Source organism: Streptomyces sp. NBC_01241 (genome assembly GCF_041435435.1).
Taxonomy (GTDB): domain Bacteria; phylum Actinomycetota; class Actinomycetes; order Streptomycetales; family Streptomycetaceae; genus Streptomyces.
This window is the reverse complement of sequence record NZ_CP108494.1, coordinates 2316325-2334176: the sequence shown is the minus strand read 5'-3', so window position 1 is coordinate 2334176 and position 17852 is coordinate 2316325. Positions and strand designations below refer to the sequence as shown.

At 71.0% G+C, this 17852-nt stretch carries 18 protein-coding genes; 9 read left to right on the top strand and 9 right to left on the bottom strand.

Annotation, left to right across the window (positions count from 1 at the left end; genetic code table 11):
- Positions 1-64: 64 nt before the first annotated feature.
- Both OG306_RS10135 and OG306_RS10130 read right to left on the bottom strand, forming a co-directional pair.
- Positions 65-1201 carry an ARPP-2 domain-containing protein gene (locus tag OG306_RS10135; protein WP_266745772.1) on the bottom strand — a complete coding sequence of 379 codons (1137 nt, stop codon included), beginning with the start codon at positions 1199-1201 and terminating at the stop codon, positions 65-67.
- Positions 1198-2685, bottom strand: coding sequence for a hypothetical protein (locus OG306_RS10130; protein ID WP_266745771.1), 1488 nt, complete (start codon positions 2683-2685; stop codon positions 1198-1200). Before OG306_RS10130 ends, OG306_RS10135 begins: the two co-directional genes overlap by 4 nt.
- Before the next feature lie 209 nt (positions 2686-2894).
- Here OG306_RS10130 and OG306_RS10125 point away from each other — a divergent pair, with 209 nt between their 5' ends.
- Positions 2895-3806 carry a Gfo/Idh/MocA family protein gene (locus OG306_RS10125; protein ID WP_266745770.1) on the top strand — a complete coding sequence of 304 codons (912 nt, stop codon included), beginning with the start codon at positions 2895-2897 and terminating at the stop codon, positions 3804-3806.
- A gap of 97 nt (positions 3807-3903) precedes the next feature.
- Here OG306_RS10125 and OG306_RS10120 read toward each other — a convergent pair whose 3' ends face one another.
- A complete protein-coding gene (locus OG306_RS10120) occupies positions 3904-4263 on the bottom strand; it encodes an arsenate reductase family protein (protein ID WP_266745769.1) in 360 nt (119 codons plus the stop codon).
- A 120-nt stretch (positions 4264-4383) separates the two neighbouring features.
- Between OG306_RS10120 and OG306_RS10115 the strand changes: the two genes are divergently transcribed.
- Together OG306_RS10115 and OG306_RS10110 are read left to right on the top strand one after the other, a co-directional pair.
- Positions 4384-4653 (top strand): hypothetical protein, encoded by a 270-nt coding sequence (locus tag OG306_RS10115; protein WP_266745768.1) that lies wholly within the window; start codon positions 4384-4386, stop codon positions 4651-4653.
- Between the two features lie 321 nt (positions 4654-4974).
- Positions 4975-5457 carry a hypothetical protein gene (locus OG306_RS10110; protein ID WP_266745767.1) on the top strand — a complete coding sequence of 161 codons (483 nt, stop codon included), beginning with the start codon at positions 4975-4977 and terminating at the stop codon, positions 5455-5457.
- Between the two features lie 115 nt (positions 5458-5572).
- On the opposite strand, the gene OG306_RS10105 is transcribed toward OG306_RS10110, so the two are convergent.
- A complete protein-coding gene (locus OG306_RS10105) occupies positions 5573-6316 on the bottom strand; it encodes an SDR family NAD(P)-dependent oxidoreductase (protein WP_266745766.1) in 744 nt (247 codons plus the stop codon).
- Between the two features lie 453 nt (positions 6317-6769).
- On the opposite strand from OG306_RS10105, the gene OG306_RS10100 reads away from it, so the two are divergent.
- From OG306_RS10100 to OG306_RS10085, 4 genes are all read left to right on the top strand, one after another.
- Positions 6770-7288, top strand: coding sequence for a toxin-antitoxin system HicB family antitoxin (locus tag OG306_RS10100; RefSeq protein ID WP_266745765.1), 519 nt, complete (start codon positions 6770-6772; stop codon positions 7286-7288).
- Between the two features lie 126 nt (positions 7289-7414).
- Positions 7415-8257, top strand: a complete 843-nt coding sequence (locus tag OG306_RS10095; RefSeq protein ID WP_266745764.1) for a DUF4097 family beta strand repeat-containing protein — start codon at positions 7415-7417, stop codon at positions 8255-8257.
- 75 nt (positions 8258-8332) lie between these two features.
- Positions 8333-9352 (top strand): ATP-binding cassette domain-containing protein, encoded by a 1020-nt coding sequence (locus tag OG306_RS10090; RefSeq protein ID WP_266906896.1) that lies wholly within the window; start codon positions 8333-8335, stop codon positions 9350-9352.
- A complete protein-coding gene (locus OG306_RS10085; protein ID WP_266745762.1) occupies positions 9349-10140 on the top strand; it encodes an ABC transporter permease in 792 nt (263 codons plus the stop codon). Before OG306_RS10090 ends, OG306_RS10085 begins: the two co-directional genes overlap by 4 nt.
- 221 nt (positions 10141-10361) lie before the next feature.
- Here the strand turns inward: OG306_RS10085 and glnA are convergent, their stop codons facing one another.
- On the bottom strand, positions 10362-11771 hold the full coding sequence (glnA, locus tag OG306_RS10080) for a type I glutamate--ammonia ligase (RefSeq protein ID WP_266745761.1): 1410 nt from the start codon (positions 11769-11771) through the stop codon (positions 10362-10364).
- Positions 11772-12026: 255 nt separating this feature from the next.
- Here glnA and OG306_RS10075 point away from each other — a divergent pair, with 255 nt between their 5' ends.
- Complete coding sequence (locus OG306_RS10075; RefSeq protein WP_266745760.1) at positions 12027-12494, top strand: RDD family protein; 468 nt, start codon at positions 12027-12029, stop codon at positions 12492-12494.
- A 120-nt stretch (positions 12495-12614) separates the two neighbouring features.
- Here OG306_RS10075 and OG306_RS10070 read toward each other — a convergent pair whose 3' ends face one another.
- The 4 genes from OG306_RS10070 to lipB all read right to left on the bottom strand — a co-directional run bounded on the left by OG306_RS10070 (position 12615) and on the right by lipB (position 15782).
- Positions 12615-13322, bottom strand: coding sequence for a DUF4191 domain-containing protein (locus tag OG306_RS10070; RefSeq protein ID WP_266745759.1), 708 nt, complete (start codon positions 13320-13322; stop codon positions 12615-12617).
- A 19-nt stretch (positions 13323-13341) separates the two neighbouring features.
- A complete protein-coding gene (locus tag OG306_RS10065) occupies positions 13342-13542 on the bottom strand; it encodes an SCO2195 family GlnR-regulated protein (RefSeq protein WP_266745758.1) in 201 nt (66 codons plus the stop codon).
- 329 nt (positions 13543-13871) lie between these two features.
- On the bottom strand, positions 13872-14837 hold the full coding sequence (gene lipA, locus OG306_RS10060; RefSeq protein WP_266745757.1) for a lipoyl synthase: 966 nt from the start codon (positions 14835-14837) through the stop codon (positions 13872-13874).
- 132 nt (positions 14838-14969) lie between these two features.
- Positions 14970-15782, bottom strand: coding sequence for a lipoyl(octanoyl) transferase LipB (lipB, locus tag OG306_RS10055; RefSeq protein WP_266745756.1), 813 nt, complete (start codon positions 15780-15782; stop codon positions 14970-14972).
- Positions 15783-16044: 262 nt separating this feature from the next.
- Between lipB and OG306_RS10050 the strand changes: the two genes are divergently transcribed.
- Complete coding sequence (locus OG306_RS10050) at positions 16045-17835, top strand: regulator (protein WP_266745755.1); 1791 nt, start codon at positions 16045-16047, stop codon at positions 17833-17835.
- Positions 17836-17852 lie beyond the last annotated feature (17 nt).

The window sequence follows — 17852 nt, the reverse complement described above, 5'->3', positions numbered from 1 at the left end:
CCCAATGTGAACCCCGTGTCACCGAGGTTTCCTGCGTTGTACGCGGGCCCTGAGCAGCGACCCCTCATGCGCGGGCCTTGAGCAGCGACTCGAAACCGGCGGCACGGATCCGGCGCACCAGTTCCTCCTCGGTGGTGCCCAGCGCCTCGGCCGCCCGCGCGAGCCGCCAGTCGGCGTCGGAGAGCCGGTGCAGCAGATGTCCACGCCTGATCTGGGCCTCGGACAGCCGGAATGTCTTCAGATACGCGACCTGCCCCTTGTGATCGGTGATCGTCTCACCGATGTGCCGGCCCTCCCCATTGCGCAGGAACGGCGGCAGGAACCGCCACAGCGTGAACGAACCCATCCGGTACACCCGGTCGAAGGTGTACGAGGTGTCCAGCAGCTCACGCGCGAACAGCGTGTCGTGCGCCTCGGCCCACTCCCGTTCCTGCGCCAGCGCCGCCGCCCGCAGACCGGCGAGCGTCCCCAGCCGCGGACCGTCGGGAATACGCGCCGCGAACTCCGGGACGGGCGCACCGTACAGCGCGTACTGGTGGACCAGTTCCCCGTACAGATCCTCGATCAGCGAAGGGTGCAGCAGACGGTAGTCGTCCGGATGCGGCGTCACGAAGGCGGCGGCGAGCGCGTCGGCCGCGTACACCATCACCCCGCACTGGCCGGGATGGATCTCGAAGGCCCGCAGCGCGTCACCGAGCCCGCGCACCGACCACCCCAGGTACGCGTCCTCGGCGCGCGGCGAGAGCCCGTCGCGCAGCGCCTGGCGCGACCACTCCTCCCAGGCGACGACGGGGCCACCGAAGTGCAGGGCGAGATAGCCCTCCAGCGCGAGGTGCAGCGGCAGGAAGCGCAGCCGGTCGCCCGGCTGCCGCTTGGCCATCCGGTGGTGGTGGCGCTGGAGCCGGGCGGTCCGGGGCGGCGGGTTCCCGGCCGGGGCGCCAGGTCCGGCGCCGAGCTGCGTACCGTACGCGGCGGACTGTGCGCCCTCGCCGGACCAGTCGGCGACGAAGCCGTGCGGGATGTACGAGGTGTAGCGCGTGCGCGGACCGACGTCCACGACACCGCTCCCGTATCCCGTGTAGATCTCCCGGTGCAGCCGAAGCCTCTCGACCGGCTGCTCGCGCACCAGCGGCACCAGCCGGATGCCGCCCCACACCTGGGCGGGGCGAGCGGCGAGCCCGGACAGTTCGAGCCTGTTCACGCCGCTGCCCCTCTCTGCTCACCGGTGAAACGTGCGACCTGGCGGTCCAGGTAGGCGTACAGGGCCGCCGTTCCCGTACGCCCCTCGGCGAACTGCGCGATCTCCACCAGCGCGGGCAGATCCTCCGCGTCCCGGATACCGGCGGTGGGGACGCCCGGCGCGAGGTGACGCACGTCGAATCCGTCCGCGTCGTATACGGGGTTCACGTGCACCACCGCCGTGCGCCGGTCCGGATCGAGCCGGGTCCGCCACACCCGCAGCACCTCGCCCGCGAGTCCGGGCGGCGCGTTGTCCCAGCCGTCCGAGACGATGACCAGCCGGTCCGGACCGTGCTCCAGGGCGTCCAGTACCCGGATGCCGAGTGGGGTCGGTCCCCAGGGCCTGACCAGCAGCGGATCTGTGCCGCCCGAGGTCCACAGCGGGATGTACGCACCCGGCGCGGCCAGCGCCTCCAGCAGGAAGTGGCAGGCCAGCGCCACGGCGAGCGGACGGCGCCGCTTCACGCCCGACCCGGACGACGAGTAGCTGTCGTCCAGCACGGCGGCGACCCGGCCCCAGCTCCCGGCATGCGGTCCCGCCGTACGGCGGGCGGCGGCCCGCAGGGCATGGGTCAGCTCCTCGCGGTGGAGCCGGCGTGCCCCGAAGCCGAGCGACAGGACGTACAGGGCGAGCCGGGTCAGCGGCATCACGGTCAGGTCGACGCCCTGGGGCAGCGGAGCCTCGTCCCCGGCCGTGCGCTGCCCCAGGCTCCGCAGCCGCTCCAGCCGGGTCATCCTCGGCACCGCCCGCTCAAGGAACACCTTGCGCTTCATCCCGTGCCGGGCGGCGAAGCCCTCCGCGACGGTGAAGGGAAGCTCGTCGACGGCCCCCTGCTCGTAGTGGGCGCGCCGCCACGCGTCGAGCAGCCGGTGCCGGTAGCGCGGCCGACGCCCCGGCCGGAACAGGAAGTCCCCTATCTCGTCCGGCTCGTCCGGCCCGTCGAACCGAAGGTGGACATGGCGCGCGGCCGTCTTCAGACCGGAGCGGTACTTCACCGCGTCGTGCGCCTTGTCCGGCCGGGCGGCCAGCCAGTCGCGCATGATCGCGCGGGTCCGCCGGTTGTTCACCTTCGCCCCGCGCAGCGCGCGGAACAGCCGGTAGACGCGCTGCGGCGGCAGCTTCGCCAGCCGGGCGGCGATCAGCCGGCCCTCGGTGCGCTTCTCCTCGGCGGTCGCGTCGGCGGCGGTCTCCAGCAGCCCCTGGACGATGCGCGCGGCGTTGTGGTCGTTGATGTCGAGGGCGAGCGCGGCAGCGTACACGCGGCGGTAGTTGACCCGTACGTACTCATGGAGGAAGTCCAGCGAGAGTTGCTGCTGATTCGCGGTCGTACGGAACTCGCGCTGTCCGGTCGCGGTGATCGCCGCGTTGACGAAGAGGAGCACGTCCTCGGCGGCGACGAGGCCGGAACCGGCCCCGGCGCGCGCGGTCTCGCCGCTGGTCGTCATGGTTTCCCCCGTGGTGTCGCGCGCCCCGGTGCGAAGGGGCGGAACGCCGGCCGGGGAATGGGGGCGCGAACAGCGAAATCAGTGCTTCAGAGGCAAGTCCCGGAAGTCGCGCCGGAGTCCCGCGGCCGGCACCGCAAACGTAGCCATTGAAGCTCACTCTCCGCCAGCTCAATACGGGAGTCGTCCGGCGAACCCGGCAGACTGACCCCATGACGACACTTCCCGCGACCCCCCTGCGCATCGGCCTCGTCGGCGCGGGCCCCTGGGCCCGGAACACCCAGGCCCCCGCCCTCGCAGCCCACCCCGGCGTCGCACTGAGCGGCGTGTGGGGCCGGCGACCCGAAGCCGCGAAAGCGCTGGCCGCCGCCCACGGCACCACGGCGTACACCGGCGAGGCGGGCATCGACGAGCTCTTCGCGGCCAGCGACGCGATCGCGTTCGCCGTGCCGCCGGACGTCCAGGCCCCGCTCGCCGCCCGCGCCGCCGCCACCGGCCGTCATCTGCTGCTGGACAAGCCGGTCGCGACCACCGTGACGGCAGCCCGCGAGGTCGCCCGGGCCACGGAGCAGACGGGGGCCGCGTCCATCGTCTTCTGCACCCTGCGCTTCGCGGCCGAGACATCCGACTGGGTCACCGAACAGGCCGCCGTGGACGGCTGGTTCACCGCCCGCGCCGAGTGGATCGCGGCGCTGTTCGCCCCCGGCGCGACCAACGAGTACGCGGCCTCGCCCTGGCGCCGCGAGAAGGGCGGCCTGTGGGACGTCGGCCCGCACGTCCTGTCGGTCCTGATCCCGGTCCTGGGCGACGTCACACAACTGACCGCGGCCCGCGGCCCCTCCGACGCCACCCACCTGATCCTCCGCCACACCTCCGGCGCCTCCAGCACGGTGACGCTCGCGCTGGGCGCCCCGGTCGGCGCGGTGGGCACGGAGATCGAGCTCAGGGGCGAGGAAGGAACCGTCGCACTGCCACGGTGGAGCGATCCGGTCGGCTCCTTCCGGTCAGCGGTGGACGCCCTGATCGACTCGGTACGCACGGGGGAGCCGCACCCCTGCGACGTGCGGTTCGGCCTGCGCCTGACGGAGCTGCTGGCCGAGGCGGAGGAGCAGGCGGGGGAGTAGACCCGAGGGAGGCACGCGCGTGCGCCGTCTTGCGGACGGGCGCCAGGACGCACGCGTACGGAAGCGGCGTATGCGCGCGCGTGCCCTGTCGACGTGTTCAGCGCCCCATGGCGTCCCGTACCGCCTCGTCCGTGCGTGCCACGACGGCGGTCCCGTCGTCGGCCGTGATGATCGGCCGCTGGATCAGCTTCGGGTGTTCGGCGAGCGCCGAGATCCATCGCTCCCGCGAACCGGCTTCGCGCGGCCACTCCTTGAGCCCGAGCTCCTTCGCCTCTGCCTCCTGCATCCGCGTGATGTCCCACGGCTCCAGCCCGAGCCGGTCGAGCACCGCCCGGATCTCGTCCGGCGACGGCACGTCTTCCAGGTAGCGGCGGACGGTGTATTCGGCACCCTCCGCGTCGAGCAGTTCCACCGCGCCGCGGCACTTGGAACAGGCGGGATTGATCCAGATCTCCATGGGGCCAACGGTACGGGAAGGACGTCCCGAAAGCCCCGCCGGCCAGCGACGATTGTCAGTGGTGGGCCGTAAAATAGAGGGAGTTCGTGAGGGTTCCACGACCGTGCCAGGAGGTTGCCCATGGCCGTTGCCACAGTCACGACCGAGCCGCTCCACAAGCCCCTGCGGAAGAAGCCGCTCCCCGCGGGCCGGCCCCGCGAGTGGTACGTCACCCACAACCGCCGCCTGAAGGCCATGCGCCTGGCGATCGCCCTGCTCGACACGGGCGTCTACTACCCGTCGACCGCGACCAACGACAAGATACGCACGATCGCCGAACGCATCGGCATCCACCCGCCGTCCGACACGACCTGCCGCATGGTCCGCGCTCTGATCCGATACGGCCGCTGACCTCTGACCGTTGACCGTCGCCTGCTGAAGACCCGAAGCCTGTGCCCGCGCACAGGCTTCGGGTGCGTGCGCGCGTTCATACCGCCGGCGGCCGGCACGAGCACGTCGATCAGCACCACCCAGGGCCACCGCCCGCGGCCCCGCCGCCGACCGGCTCCGACTCGCTCATGCCCCAGCCTCGGCCGCGCTCGCACGCGCCGCGACTCCGAGGCCCGGTCGCACCGACCCGGCCCGTAACCCGTCCGGCGTACACGGCATGCGGCGCCAGCCGCAGCCGCTTTGACTGGGGCGACGGGTGACCGGCAAGTGCTGGGAGGCACGATGACGAGGAAAGCCGCGCGAGGACTGTGCGCCGCACTGCTGACGGCGGCCGTGCTGCCGACGGCCGCTGCCTGCTCCGGCGGCGGCAACGCCTCCAGCACGGCGTCCGAGGCCGCGTCCGCCGCGGCGTCGGTCGCATCCAGGGGCGCGGACGTGGTGGCCTCGGCGGCGGCCGCAGCGAGCGAGAAGATCCACAACTTCAAGAACGGCGTGGACGCCAAGAACGACGTCAAGCTGTCCGCGCCGGTCACCGACCACGACGGCCGCGCCACCGCGAAGGTCACCGTGAAGAACAGCACCGACGCGAAGAAGTCGTACATCGTGCAGGTCAACTTCCGTGACCCGCAAGGCAATCTGCTCGACGTGGTGGTGGTGACGGTCGACGACGTCGCTGCCCGGGCGGCCAAGGAAGCCGCGGCCCGCAGCAACCGCAAACTGTCGGGCCGGACCAAGGCCGAGGTGGGAACGGCCCTGCGGCACTGACCGGTCACTCACCGGTCGGTGCCGTGCTCGGCCCCCTTGAGCTGCCGGGAGCGACGCCCACCGGCCGACGCACGACAGGGGCGTCGGCGGGGCCGCCCCGTGTGCGAGCCGGGGTTCAGATGGCGGTGCGGCCGCCATCGACGGCGACGGTCGCGCCGGTGACGTAGCCGGCCTTCGACGAGGCGAGGAAGGCGACGACCTCGGCGATCTCGGCCGGCTCGGCCGCGCGCTTCATCGCTGTGGTTTCGGCGATCGCGTCGAACAGCTCGCGGTCCGCGCCCCGGGTGTAGACCGGGCCGGGGGCAACGGTGTTGAAGCGGACACCACGGCCGCTGTACTCAGCCGTCCAGCTCTGCGTCAACGATGCCAGCGCGGCCTTGGTCGCGCCGTACGCGGCACCGTTGGCCAGGCCGAGACTGCCGGCCATGCTGCCGATGTTGATCACACTTCCTGATCTCTTCGCCGCCATCGCCGGGACGAACGCGGCCACGAGGAAGAACGCCGCGCGGACGTTGCCGGCGAACATCGCGTCGTAGTCGGAGACCTTCATCTCCTCGGTCGGCGCCCAGACGGCATGCCCGGCGTTGTTGACCAGGACGTCGATCTCGCCGACCTCCGCGGCGAGCCGGTCGATGCCGGCCGGGTCCTCCAGGTCCGCCGCGACGAATCGGGCGTGGCCGCCGACTGTGGTGATCTCGTCGACGGTCTCGGCGCCGCGCCGGGCGTTGCGGCCGGTCACGACGACGGACATTCCGTCGGCGGCCAGCCGCTTGGCAACCGCCCGGCCGATGCCGGAGGTGGCCCCGGTGACCAGGGCAATGAGGGGGGACGGGTCGGCGTTTGCGCTCTTTGCGGCCATGGGATCCACCTTTCGGCCGGCCGCGGCAGCGCCCCCCGACAGGCGGGTGAATCGCGGTGCGCGGCCCCTGGTTCCTACCCTCCACTGTCCCTGCCACGTCCCTGAACAGCAAAAATTCCGCACCGCCGAGGTGGGCCGGTGCCCAACGGGTGCACGTAAAGCCTCCCCACGGCGGGAGTTCAGCGAGGCCCTCGACCTGGTCGACCATGGCAGCAAAGCGCCACCTTCGCGCCGGATGGCACCACCTGGCACCACCTGGCACCACCTGGCGCCATGTGGCGTCGCCTGGCGCCATTCCATGCTTCCGGAAGTGCATGGCGTGCGTGGCGCCATGATTAATCGGGTCGCCCCTCTTCGTGTTTCCGCAGTTCAGGGCGGTCGCCCTGGAGTTCGCCGCACGCGAGGTGCCATTCGGGCTTGCGCGTGGCGCCAATGTGGTGCCATCATGGCGTCATGGACCTCACCCCGTATGTCGACACCCTCCGCCGCGAACTTGCGGTGGCTGCCGAAGCCGGCGGCGACGAAGCCCGCGAGCTGGCCGAGAGGCTCACCGCTCCCCTGGAGTCGGCGACCCGGCTGACCATGCTCAACGTGCTCTCCGCCGCGATGGACGAGATCACCCGCGAACTCGCCCCCGGCTCGGTCGACGTACGGCTGCGCGGGCTCGACCCCGACTTCGTGGTGACACTGCCGCCCACCGGCGGTGGCGCCCCCGCGGAGCCCGTCGCGCCCGTCGGACCGCTCAAGACCCCGGTCCCGGCCGACGGCGACGAGGGCGGCACCGCCCGCGTCAACCTGCGCCTGCCGGCCCACCTCAAGGCCCGCGCCGAGGAGGCCGCGAGCCGCGAGGGCCTGTCGGTCAACGCGTGGCTGGTGCGCGCCGTGTCGGCCGCGGTCGACGGCGGCACCCGGCCGCGTACGACGGAGAAGACCCGGACCATCGGACAGGGCTACACGGGCTGGGTGCGCTAGCCGCTCCCCGCCCGCACCACTTCACCCGACATCCCGCACCACTTCACCCGACGCCCCGCACCACTTCACCCAACACCACGTCCCACCAGCGGGGACGCCCACAAGACTCAAGAGGACGGGACAGCCATGCCTTCTTTCGACACTCCCGAACCGATCTCCGTCACCGCCCACGTGGGCGCCGGCTCCATCCGGTTCAGCGCGGGCGACCGCCCCGACACCATCGTGGAGGTGCGACCCCGCGACCCGAAGCGGGACAAGGACGTGCGGGCCGCCGAGCAGACCGAGGTCACCTACGCAAGCGGCGTCCTGGCCGTCAGGACGAGGGAGCGCCGCATGGTCGGGCCCAGCGGCCTCGTCGACGTGACAGTCGAACTGCCCACGGGCTCACGCATCGAGATGACCGGCTCCTGGGCCCAGGTGCTCGGCGAGGGCCGGCTCGGCGAGGTCCGCGTGAAGACCTCGGGCGGTGATATCCGCCTCGACACGACCGGCCCGCTACAGCTGACCGCCTCCCACGGCTCGATCACCGTGGACCGGGTCGAGGGCGTGGCCGAGATCGCCACCAGCTCCGGAAGCCTGCGCGTCGGCCACGTCGACGGTCCCGCCGTCCTGAAGAACTCGCACGGCACCACGACCGTCGGCGCCGCGACCGGCGACCTGCGGGTGAGCGGCTCCAACGGTGACATCGACATCGCGCGCGCCGAGGGCTCGGTCGTCGCCACCACCGCCCACGGAACCCTGCGTGTCGCCGAAGTTGCCGGCGGAACCGTCCAGTTGGAGACCGCCTACGGCGCTATCGAGATCGGCATCCGCGAGGGCATCGCCGCCTGGCTCGACGTCAGCTCCGGCCACGGGCAGGTGCGCAACACACTCGCCGCCTCCGAGACCCCGGAGAAGACCGAGGGCACCGTCGAGGTCCGCGCCCGGACCCGCTACGGCAACATCGACGTGCGCCGCGCCCGGGTCTGACACCGGCCCCGCCGACTCGCCCGCTCCCCAGTCGCTTCAGCCTTCGAAAGGGAGGGCTCCATGCCTTCTTCTGTCATGCCCACATCTAGGCGGGGCAACGGTCCGCAGCCGCCCGCCGCCGTCCTGGCCGTCGGTCTGCGCAAGTCGTACGGCGACAAGACCGTGCTCGACGGCATCGATCTGCGTATCCCGGCCGGGTCCGTGTTCGCGCTGCTCGGGCCCAACGGCGCCGGCAAGACCACCGCCGTCAAAATCCTCTCCACCCTCATCACCGCCGACGCCGGCGAACTGCACGTCGGCGGCCACGACCTGGCCACCGACCCGCAGGCGGTGCGTGCCGCGATCGGGGTCACCGGGCAGTTCTCCGCCGTCGACGGGCTGATCACCGGCGAGGAGAACATGCTCCTCATGGCGGACCTGCACCACTTGTCCAAGCGCGAGGGGCGGCGGATCGCCGGCGAGCTGCTGGAGCGGTTCGACCTCACCGACGCCGCGAAGAAGCCCGCCTCCACCTACTCCGGCGGCATGAAGCGCCGCCTCGACATCGCCATGACGCTCGTCGGCGACCCGCGCATCATCTTCCTCGACGAGCCGACGACCGGCCTCGACCCCCGGTCCCGGCACAACATGTGGCAGATCATCCGCGAGCTCGTCTCCGACGGCGTCACCGTCTTCCTCACCACCCAGTACCTGGACGAGGCCGACCAGCTCGCCGACCGTATCGCGGTGCTCAACGACGGCAGGATCGCCGCCCAGGGCACCGCGGAAGAGCTGAAGCGGCTGATTCCCGGCGGCCATGTCCGGCTCCGCTTCTCCGACCCGTCCGCGTACCGGTCCGCCGCTTTCGCACTGCGCGAGGGCACCCTCCCCCAAGCTCTCGGCTCCGCTCGAGCAGGGGGTACCCCCCTCGACGACTCCCTCACGCTGCAGATCCCCAGCGACGGCACCCAGCGCGAGCTCCGCTCCATCCTCGACTGGCTGGACTCGGCCGGCATCGAGGCGGACGAGCTGACCGTGCACACCCCCGACCTCGACGACGTGTTCTTCGCCCTGACCAGCGGCACCAACCAGCCCCCCAAGGAGGCCGTCCGATGAGCTCCCTCTCCCTCGCCGTGCGCGACTCGTCCACGATGCTGCGCCGCAATCTCCTGCACGCGCGGCGCTACCCGTCCCTCACCCTGAACCTCCTGCTCACGCCGATCGTCCTGTTGCTGCTCTTCGTCTACGTCTTCGGCGACGTGATGAGCGCGGGCATCGGCGGCGGCGGCGCGGACCGCTCCGCGTACATCGCCTACCTCGTGCCGGGCCTCCTGCTGATGACCATCGGCAGCACCACGATCGGCACCGCGGTGTCCGTCTCCAACGACATGACCGAGGGCATCATCGCCCGCTTCCGTACGATGGCGATCCACCGCGGGTCCGTCCTCGTCGGGCACGTCGTCGGCAGCGTGCTGCAGTCGGTCGTGAGCGTGGTCCTCGTGGGCGCCGTCGCGGTGGCCATCGGCTTCCGGTCCACGGACGCCACGGCCCTGGAGTGGATCGCGGCGTTCGGGCTGCTCACACTGTTCGCCCTGGCGCTCACCTGGATCGCGGTCGGGATGGGCATGGTCAGCCCGAACGTCGAGGCGGCCAGCAACAACGCGATGCCGCTGATCTTCCTCCCGCTCATCTCCAGCGCCTTCGTCCCGGTCGACGCGATGCCGGGCTGGTTCCAGCCGATCGCCGAGTACCAGCCGTTCACACCGGCCATCGAGACCCTGCGCGGGCTGCTGCTCGGCACGGAGATCGGCCACAACGGATGGCTCGCGGTCGCCTGGTGCCTGGGCCTCACCGTGCTCGGCTACTTCTGGTCGAAGGCGGCTTTCAACCGCGATCCGAAGTAGCCGGGACGACCGCGCGGGCCGTCTCCCGCAGCTCGTCCCGCCCGAGGGCGGCGTACTCCGACACCCGGCCGGTGCGATCAGCCGTACGGCGAGAACCAGCGAGGGCTGCTTCCCCCGACCAGGGGGAAGCAGCCCTCGCTGTTGTCTCTGACATCAAGGCGGGGAATCGGCCGGCCGGTACACACCTGGTGCACAGGAGGGCCGATTCCCGACCCCGCGGTTTAGAGGTCGAAGTACAGCTCGAACTCGTGCGGGTGCGGGCGCAGCTGGATCGGGGCGATCTCGTTGGTGCGCTTGTAGTCGATCCACGTCTCGATCAGGTCGGACGTGAAGACGCCGCCGGCCTGCAGGTACTCGTTGTCCGCCTCCAGCGCCTCCAGGACGGCCGGGAGGGAGGTCGGGACCTGCTGGACGGTCGCGTGCTCCTCGGGAGCCAGCTCGTACAGGTCCTTGTCGATCGGCTCGGCGGGCTCGATCTTGTTCTTGATGCCGTCGAGGCCTGCCATCAGCAGAGCGGAGAAGGCGAGGTACGGGTTGGACGACGGGTCCGGGGCGCGGAACTCGACGCGCTTGGCCTTCGGGTTGGAGCCCGTGATCGGGATACGCATCGCGGCGGAACGATTGCGCTGCGAGTACACCATGTTGACCGGGGCCTCGAAGCCGGGGACCAGGCGGTGGTACGAGTTCACCGTCGGGTTGGTGAAGGCCAGCAGCGACGGAGCGTGCTTGAGGATGCCGCCGATGTAGTAGCGGGCCATGTCCGAGAGGCCCGCGTAGCCCTGCTCGTCGTAGAACAGCGGGTCGCCGCCGGCCCACAGGGACTGGTGGACGTGCATGCCCGAGCCGTTGTCGCCGAAGATCGGCTTCGGCATGAACGTCGCGGTCTTGTTGTTGCGCCAGGCGACGTTCTTCACGATGTACTTGAAGAGCATCAGGTCGTCGGCCGCGGCGAGCAGCGTGTTGAACTTGTAGTTGATCTCCGCCTGGCCGGCGGTGCCGACCTCGTGGTGCTGGCGCTCGATCTGGAGACCGCTCTTCTCCAGCTCCAGGGACATCTCGGCCCGCAGGTCGGCGAAGTGGTCGACCGGCGGGACCGGGAAGTAGCCGCCCTTGTAGCGGACCTTGTACCCACGGTTGTCCTCGCGGGCACCGGTGTTCCAGGCACCTGCCTCCGAGTCGATGTGGTAGAAGCTCTCGTTCGACGCTGTCTGGAAGCGGACGCTGTCGAAGACGTAGAACTCGGCCTCGGGACCGAAGTACGCGGTGTCGGCGATGCCGGTGGAGGCGAGGTACGCCTCGGCCTTCTTGGCCACGTTCCGCGGGTCACGGCTGTACTGCTCGCCGGTGATCGGGTCGTGGATGAAGAAGTTGATGTTGACGGTCTTGTCGCGGCGGAAGGGGTCGACACGGGCGGTCGACAGGTCCGCGCGCAGCGCCATGTCGGACTCGTGGATGGCCTGGAAACCGCGGATCGACGAGCCGTCGAAGGCAAGCTCCTCGGTCGGGTCGAAGGTCGCCGCCGGTACCGTGACGTGCTGCATCACACCGGGCAGGTCACAGAACCGGACATCGATGAACTTGACGTCTTCGTCGGCGATGAACTTCTTCGCGTCCTCGGCGTTCTGGAACATCCAACTCCTCCTACTCCCGGCCCGGGAGGGACGGGGTTGCAGCTCGTGGTGCGGCCAGTGCGGTGGCACACGCTGGGGCCGACCCTAGACAGGCCGGATTTCTCAAGCATGACCCATTTGTTTCGCAGAAGTTAACCGAGCCGGGCACGCGCGGCACGTCGAAACCTGTTCCGATCCCGCGTCCGGCCCGCTCGGAAGCCCGTGGCTGCCACCCCGCCCGGCGGCCGGCGGGGCGCGGCGCAGTACCGTGTTCGGGTGGACACCAGGCAAGCAATCGGATCGTGGCTCTCGGGGCCGCGCGCGACCGCCGAGGACATGGGCGTCGAGTTCGGCCATCGGGGCAAGCGGCTCGGTCTGCCCGAGCACGGGCCGGGATCCGTGGCGCCGTTCGGCCGGCGCCTCGGCGCGCTCTTCATCGACTGGGCCCTGTGCCTGCTGATCGCATACGGGCTGTTCGCTCGCGGTGACCAGCAGGCGGCGGGAAACTGGGCGCTCGGCGTCTTTCTCGTACTGGGCGTGCTCACCGTGGGGACCATCGGCTGCACGCCCGGCAAGCGCGTCCTGGGCCTCCGGGTCGTCGCCGAGAGCGGCGGCCGGCTCACGTTCGGGCGGGCGGTCGTCCGCAGCGTGCTGCTGTGCCTGGCGATCCCGGCCCTGGTCTGGGACCGCGACGGCCGCGGCCTGCACGACCGGCTGGCCCGCGCGGTCCAGGTCCGCATCTGAGCGAGGCCGGAACGAGGAAGCCCGAACAACGAGGAAGAACGTCGAAGAGAACGACGAAGAGGGCGGGTCGCGAACCGGTTCGGTTCGCGACCCGCCCTCTTCACGCGTCCGGCGGAAGCGTCAGCGCATCTTTCCGCCGCGTGGCATCCGCATGCCCTTCGGCATCGGACCCTTGGGCAGGGGCATGTTGCTCATCAGGTCGCCCATCGCGCGCAGCCGGTCGTTGGCGGCCGTCACCTGCGGGCCGGTAAGGATGCGCGGCAGCTTCAGCATCTTCGTGCGCACCTTCTTGAGCGGCACCTGGCCCTCGTCGTTGCCGACGATGATGTCGTGCACCGGTACGTCGACCAGGATGCGCGCCATCTTCTTCTTCTCGGCCGCGAGCAGCACCTTCACCCGGTTCGGGTTGCCCTCGCCGACCAGCACGACGCCCGCCTTGCCCACGGCACGGTGGACGACGTCCTGGCTGCGGTTCATCGCCACCGCGGGTGTCGTGGTCCAGCCCCGGCCCACCCGGTCCAGTACCGCCGCCGCAGCGCCCGGCTGTCCCTCCATCTGCCCGAAGGCCGCACGCTCGGCACGCCGTCCGAAGACGATCGCCATCGCGAGGAGGCCCAGCACGAAGCCCAGGATGCCCAGATAGATCGGGTGGCCGATCAGGAAACCGACCGCGAGAAGGACACCGAAGGTGACGATTCCCACACCCGCGACGACAAGACCGATCTTGGAGTCGGTCCGCCTGGTCATCTTGTAGGTCAGGGCGATCTGCTTGAGCCGCCCCGCGTTCTCGGCGCTGTCCGCGCCTTCAGTGTTTGCCTTCCTCGCCATGTACCGAAGTTTACGTGGCCTAGGAACGGCGGTCGGCCGCGGCCTCCAGTACGTGCTCGGCCTCGACCCGGTCCTTGGCCCGGCGCCGGTCCTCCAGGACGGCCGTCCAGGCATTGCGGCGGGCCGTGCGCTGGCCGCTGCTCAGCAGCAGCGACTCGACGGCACGGAGGGCATGGGTGACGGAAGGGATGGCGGTGGCGCGTACCGGCACGGCCTGCATCGTGGAAATCTCCTCGGAGCGGATGTGCGGACTGAGTGACGTGGACTCAGTTGCCCGGGCCGGCTGCCCGGGACTGCGTTGCGCGAAGTGGGTGGCGTGGGCTGGGTGCGGGAAGCGGCGGTGGCAGCGGCCCGGAGAGCCACTGCGCCGTGAGCACCCAGCGTCACTGCTCGGTGTTACCAGCGCATGACCGGTCGGTCAAACACCAATGAAACCTTGATATGGGCCGAGCGCACGCCGACGCGGCCCATACGCGCCCCCGACCTGCGGGGAGCGTATGAGCCGCGTCGAATCAGTCATTACCGACCGGTAGCTTGTTGTGCGGGGATTCACACGGCGGGCGTCGCCGCGACGGCGCCGCGCCGCTCGATCGCCTGCTGGAAGAGGCGGCCCGCGCGGTACGAGGACCGGACCAGCGGCCCGGACATCACGCCGGAGTAGCCGATCTCGTCGGCCTCCTCCTTCAGCTCCACGAACTCGTGCGGCTTCACCCAGCGCTCGACCGGGTGGTGGCGCACGGACGGCCGCAGGTACTGCGTGATCGTGATGAGCTCGCATCCCGCGTCGTACAGGTCCTGGAGCGCCTCGCTGACTTCCTCGCGGGTCTCGCCCATGCCCAGGATCAGGTTGGACTTGGTCACCAGACCGGCCTCGCGGGCCCGCGTGATGACCTCCAGGGAACGCTCGTAACGGAAACCGGGGCGGATCCGCTTGAAGATCCGCGGCACCGTCTCGACGTTGTGCGCGAGCACCTCGGGGCGCGAGGAGAAGACCTCGGCGAGCTGCTCGGGCACCGCGTTGAAGTCGGGGATCAGCAGCTCGACCTTGGTACGGCCGGCCTCCCGCTGGGCGGTCAGCGCGTGGATCTGGCGGACGGTCTCCGCGTACAGCCAGGCACCGCCGTCCTCCAGATCGTCGCGCGCGACGCCCGTGATCGTGGCGTAGTTCAGGTCCATCGTGACGACGGACTCACCGACCCTGCGGGGCTCGTCCCGGTCCAGCGCCTGCGGCTTGCCCGTGTCGATCTGGCAGAAGTCACAGCGCCGGGTGCACTGGTCGCCGCCGATGAGGAACGTGGCCTCGCGGTCCTCCCAGCACTCGAAGATGTTGGGGCAGCCGGCCTCCTGGCACACCGTGTGCAGGCCCTCGCTCTTCACGAGCTTCTGCAGCTGGTTGTACTCGGGGCCCATCTTCGCCCGGGTCTTGATCCACTCGGGCTTGCGCTCGATGGGGGTCTGGCTGTTCCGGACCTCGAGGCGCAGCATCTTGCGCCCGTCGGGTGCGACAGCGGACACTCCGGCACTCCCCTTTGCTTTCGCTGCATTGGATTCTTCGGCGAACACCAGGGTACGCCCGTAGTTCAAACGGCTTTACGTCCGGCCAACCTGTGGCCGACAGGGCCTATTCCCGGCCCGGTACTCAATCTGTCATGCCGTGGCCACGGCATCCGTCGGACGTTCGATGGTGCGCGGGGCGAGCTCCGCGTTCTCCAGGACGTCCTTCAGGTGCTTCTCCACGATCGGGAGCACGTCCTCGACGGTGATGTCGCGGCCCAGTTCGTACGCGAGTGACGTGACGCCCGCGTCCCGGATGCCGCACGGCACGATGCGGTCGAACCAGGTGTTGTCCGGGTTCACGTTGAACGAGAAGCCGTGCATGGTCACGCCCTTGGCCACCCGGATGCCGATCGCGGCCAGCTTGCGGTCCTCGCGGCGCTGGCCGGCGTTGGACGGGGCGTACTCGGGGCCGTTCAGCCGCGGGTCGAACTCCTCGTCCTGCAGCCGCGGGTCGAAGTCGAGGGAGAGGCCGCCGATCGCCGGGCGCTCCTCGACCGGGTCGCCGAGCACCCAGACCCCGCTGCGGCCCTCGACCCGGGAGGTCTCCAGGCCGAACTCGGCGGCGGTACGGATCAGCGCGTCCTCCAGCCGACGGACGTGTGCGACGACATCCACCGGCCGGGGCAGCTTCTGGATCGGGTAGCCGACCAGCTGTCCGGGGCCGTGCCAGGTGATCTTGCCGCCGCGGTCCACATCGATGACCGGGGTGCCGTCCAGCGGGCGCTCACTGTCGGTCGTGCGCCGCCCTGCCGTGTAGACGGGCGGGTGTTCCAGCAGCAGACAGGTGTCCGGGACGGCGTCCTCGAATCTGGCCGCGTGCACCTCGCGCTGCTTCTGCCAGGCCTCCTGGTAGTCGACGGCTTCCTCGCCGAATCCCAGCCGGACGAACCGAAGCTCGGTCACGACAGATGCCTCCCTACTCGCGGTGCCGGGAGCCGGGGGTGCCCGGAGCCGCGCCACCATGCACTGAATCACGCCCGGCCACTGTACGACCGGGCCCCGGTCGGCGGCCCAGCAGGTCGATCCCGTCAGCGCCACCCTCAATCCTCACACGATCGGATGAAAGTGAAGCGAAGGCGGCTGAGCGTGCGGCAGAGGCCGCTAAATTCGCGCCGTTCCATTAGGGCTGCCCGCCCGGCCCCGAAGGCAGGAGACCGTACAGCTGATGTCGGAACGACCTCCGCAGCGCACCCCCAACCGCCGACTCGCCTCGCTCATCTCCGAAGCCGGCTTCTCCAACGCCGGCCTCGCCCGCAGAGTGGACCAACTCGGCCTGGAGCACGGCCTCGACCTCCGGTACGACAAGACGTCCGTGACCCGTTGGCTGCGCGGCCAGCAGCCGCGCGGGACGACCCCCGCGCTGATCGCCGAGGTCTTCACCCGGCGGCTCGGGCGCCGCCTCTCCGCGCAGGACCTGGGCCTCGACGCGTGCGCCCCCGTCTACGCGGGCCTGGAGTTCGCGGCCACGCCGGCCGAGGCGATCGACATCGTCAGCGGACTGTGGCGCAAGGACTCGGGCAGTCATGCGGAGCTGCGCAAGATCGCCTTCACCCCGGCCGGACTCGTCGTCCCCAGCCGGGACTGGCTGATCGGCCGGGCCGACGAGTGGGTGGGACGGGGGACCGAGTCCGCGCCACCGGTGCCGGGCGGGGCTGCTGCGGCCGGTGGTGGTGCCCGTGCGGCGGGTGGTGCTCATACGGTTGGTGATCCTCGTGCGGCTGGTGGGCTCGGCGGGTCCCCCGGGGCTGCTGGGGCCACGGGGGCCATTGAGGTCGGTGGTGCGGGACAGGCTGGTGGGCCCGGCGGGGCGCGCGGGATCGGAGCGCAGGGGTTACACGGCGCGCACTGGCCCGGAGGCAGCACGCACGGCGGTACGGGGGCGGCCGGCACCGGCCGCCGCAGTGGGGCCCGGGGGCCCGCTCCCTCCCGGCCTTCCGGACCGTCCGCACCTCCCGGATCCCCCACACCCCCGACCGCTCCCGCCGCCCCGGGAACAGGACAGGCGGGCGCCCCCGGTGTCCCCCGGCAGCGGCAGTCCGAGCGCGGCTCCGGCCAGCGGGTCGGCGTCGGTGACGTCGCCGCCCTGCACTCCGTCGCCGAACTCTTCCGCACCCTCGACAACGCCTACGGGGGCGGCCACGCCCGGCAGGCCCTCGTCCGGTATCTGGAGCACGAGGCGGAACCGATGCTGCGCGGAACGTACGGGGAGGCCACCGGGCGCCGGCTCTTCTCCGCCGCGGCCGAGCTGACCCGGCTGGCGGGCTGGACCTCGTACGACATCGCGGCCCACGGCCTGGCTCAGCGGTACTTCGTCCAGGCGCTGCGGCTCGCCCAGGCCGCCGGAGACCGCGCGTACGGTGCCTACGTCCTGATCACCATGAGTCGTCAGGCGGTCTACCTCGGGCACGGCAGGGAAGCCGTGCAGCTGGCCCGCGTCGCCCAGCAGGGCATCGGTTCGTCGGCGCCGCCGGTCGTCCAGGCGCTGCTGCACGCCGTCGAGGCCCGCGGGCACGGGGTGCTCGGCGAGGCCAGGCCCTGCACCGCCTCGCTGGCACGGGCGGAACGCGCGCTGGAGGCCGCCCGCCCCGGGGACGAGGTGCCGCACTGGGTGCGGTACTTCGACGAGGCCCAGCTCGCCGACGAGTTGGGCCACTGCCACCGGGATCTGCAGCAGTACAAGGCCGCGGCACAGCACGCGGAGCGCTCCCTCCATCTGCGCGCCCCGGCGTACGCCCGCAGCAGGCTGTTCTGCCGGGTGGTGCTGGCCACTGCGCGGCTCGGGCTCGGTGAGCTCGACCAGGCGTGCCTGCTCGGTGCCGAGGCCGCCCAGCAGGCGGCCGAGATGCGGTCGGTGCGGGCGACGGAGTACGTACAGGACTTCGAGCGCCGCCTGGAGCCGTACGGGGACGCGGCCGCGGTGCGCGGGTACCGCGAACGGGTCGCGGCCCTCGGGTGATCTCTCCGGCGTGACCA

Excerpts from the sequence above, each read along its gene's own strand:
- OG306_RS10095 (WP_266745764.1), top strand. The coding sequence starts at position 7,415 with ATGCCTTCTTTCGACACTCCCGAACCGATCTCCGTCACCGCCCACGTG.
- OG306_RS10100 (WP_266745765.1), top strand. The coding sequence starts at position 6,770 with ATGGACCTCACCCCGTATGTCGACACCCTCCGCCGCGAACTTGCGGTG.
- OG306_RS10085 (WP_266745762.1), top strand. The coding sequence starts at position 9,349 with ATGAGCTCCCTCTCCCTCGCCGTGCGCGACTCGTCCACGATGCTGCGC.
- OG306_RS10105 (WP_266745766.1), bottom strand. The coding sequence starts at position 6,316 with ATGGCCGCAAAGAGCGCAAACGCCGACCCGTCCCCCCTCATTGCCCTG.
- OG306_RS10050 (WP_266745755.1), top strand. The coding sequence starts at position 16,045 with ATGTCGGAACGACCTCCGCAGCGCACCCCCAACCGCCGACTCGCCTCG.
- OG306_RS10065 (WP_266745758.1), bottom strand. The coding sequence starts at position 13,542 with ATGCAGGCCGTGCCGGTACGCGCCACCGCCATCCCTTCCGTCACCCAT.
- glnA (WP_266745761.1), bottom strand. The coding sequence starts at position 11,771 with ATGTTCCAGAACGCCGAGGACGCGAAGAAGTTCATCGCCGACGAAGAC.
- OG306_RS10110 (WP_266745767.1), top strand. The coding sequence starts at position 4,975 with ATGACGAGGAAAGCCGCGCGAGGACTGTGCGCCGCACTGCTGACGGCG.
- OG306_RS10120 (WP_266745769.1), bottom strand. The coding sequence starts at position 4,263 with ATGGAGATCTGGATCAATCCCGCCTGTTCCAAGTGCCGCGGCGCGGTG.
- OG306_RS10125 (WP_266745770.1), top strand. The coding sequence starts at position 2,895 with ATGACGACACTTCCCGCGACCCCCCTGCGCATCGGCCTCGTCGGCGCG.
- OG306_RS10115 (WP_266745768.1), top strand. The coding sequence starts at position 4,384 with ATGGCCGTTGCCACAGTCACGACCGAGCCGCTCCACAAGCCCCTGCGG.
- OG306_RS10090 (WP_266906896.1), top strand. The coding sequence starts at position 8,333 with ATGCCCACATCTAGGCGGGGCAACGGTCCGCAGCCGCCCGCCGCCGTC.
- OG306_RS10130 (WP_266745771.1), bottom strand. The coding sequence starts at position 2,685 with ATGACGACCAGCGGCGAGACCGCGCGCGCCGGGGCCGGTTCCGGCCTC.
- OG306_RS10070 (WP_266745759.1), bottom strand. The coding sequence starts at position 13,322 with ATGGCGAGGAAGGCAAACACTGAAGGCGCGGACAGCGCCGAGAACGCG.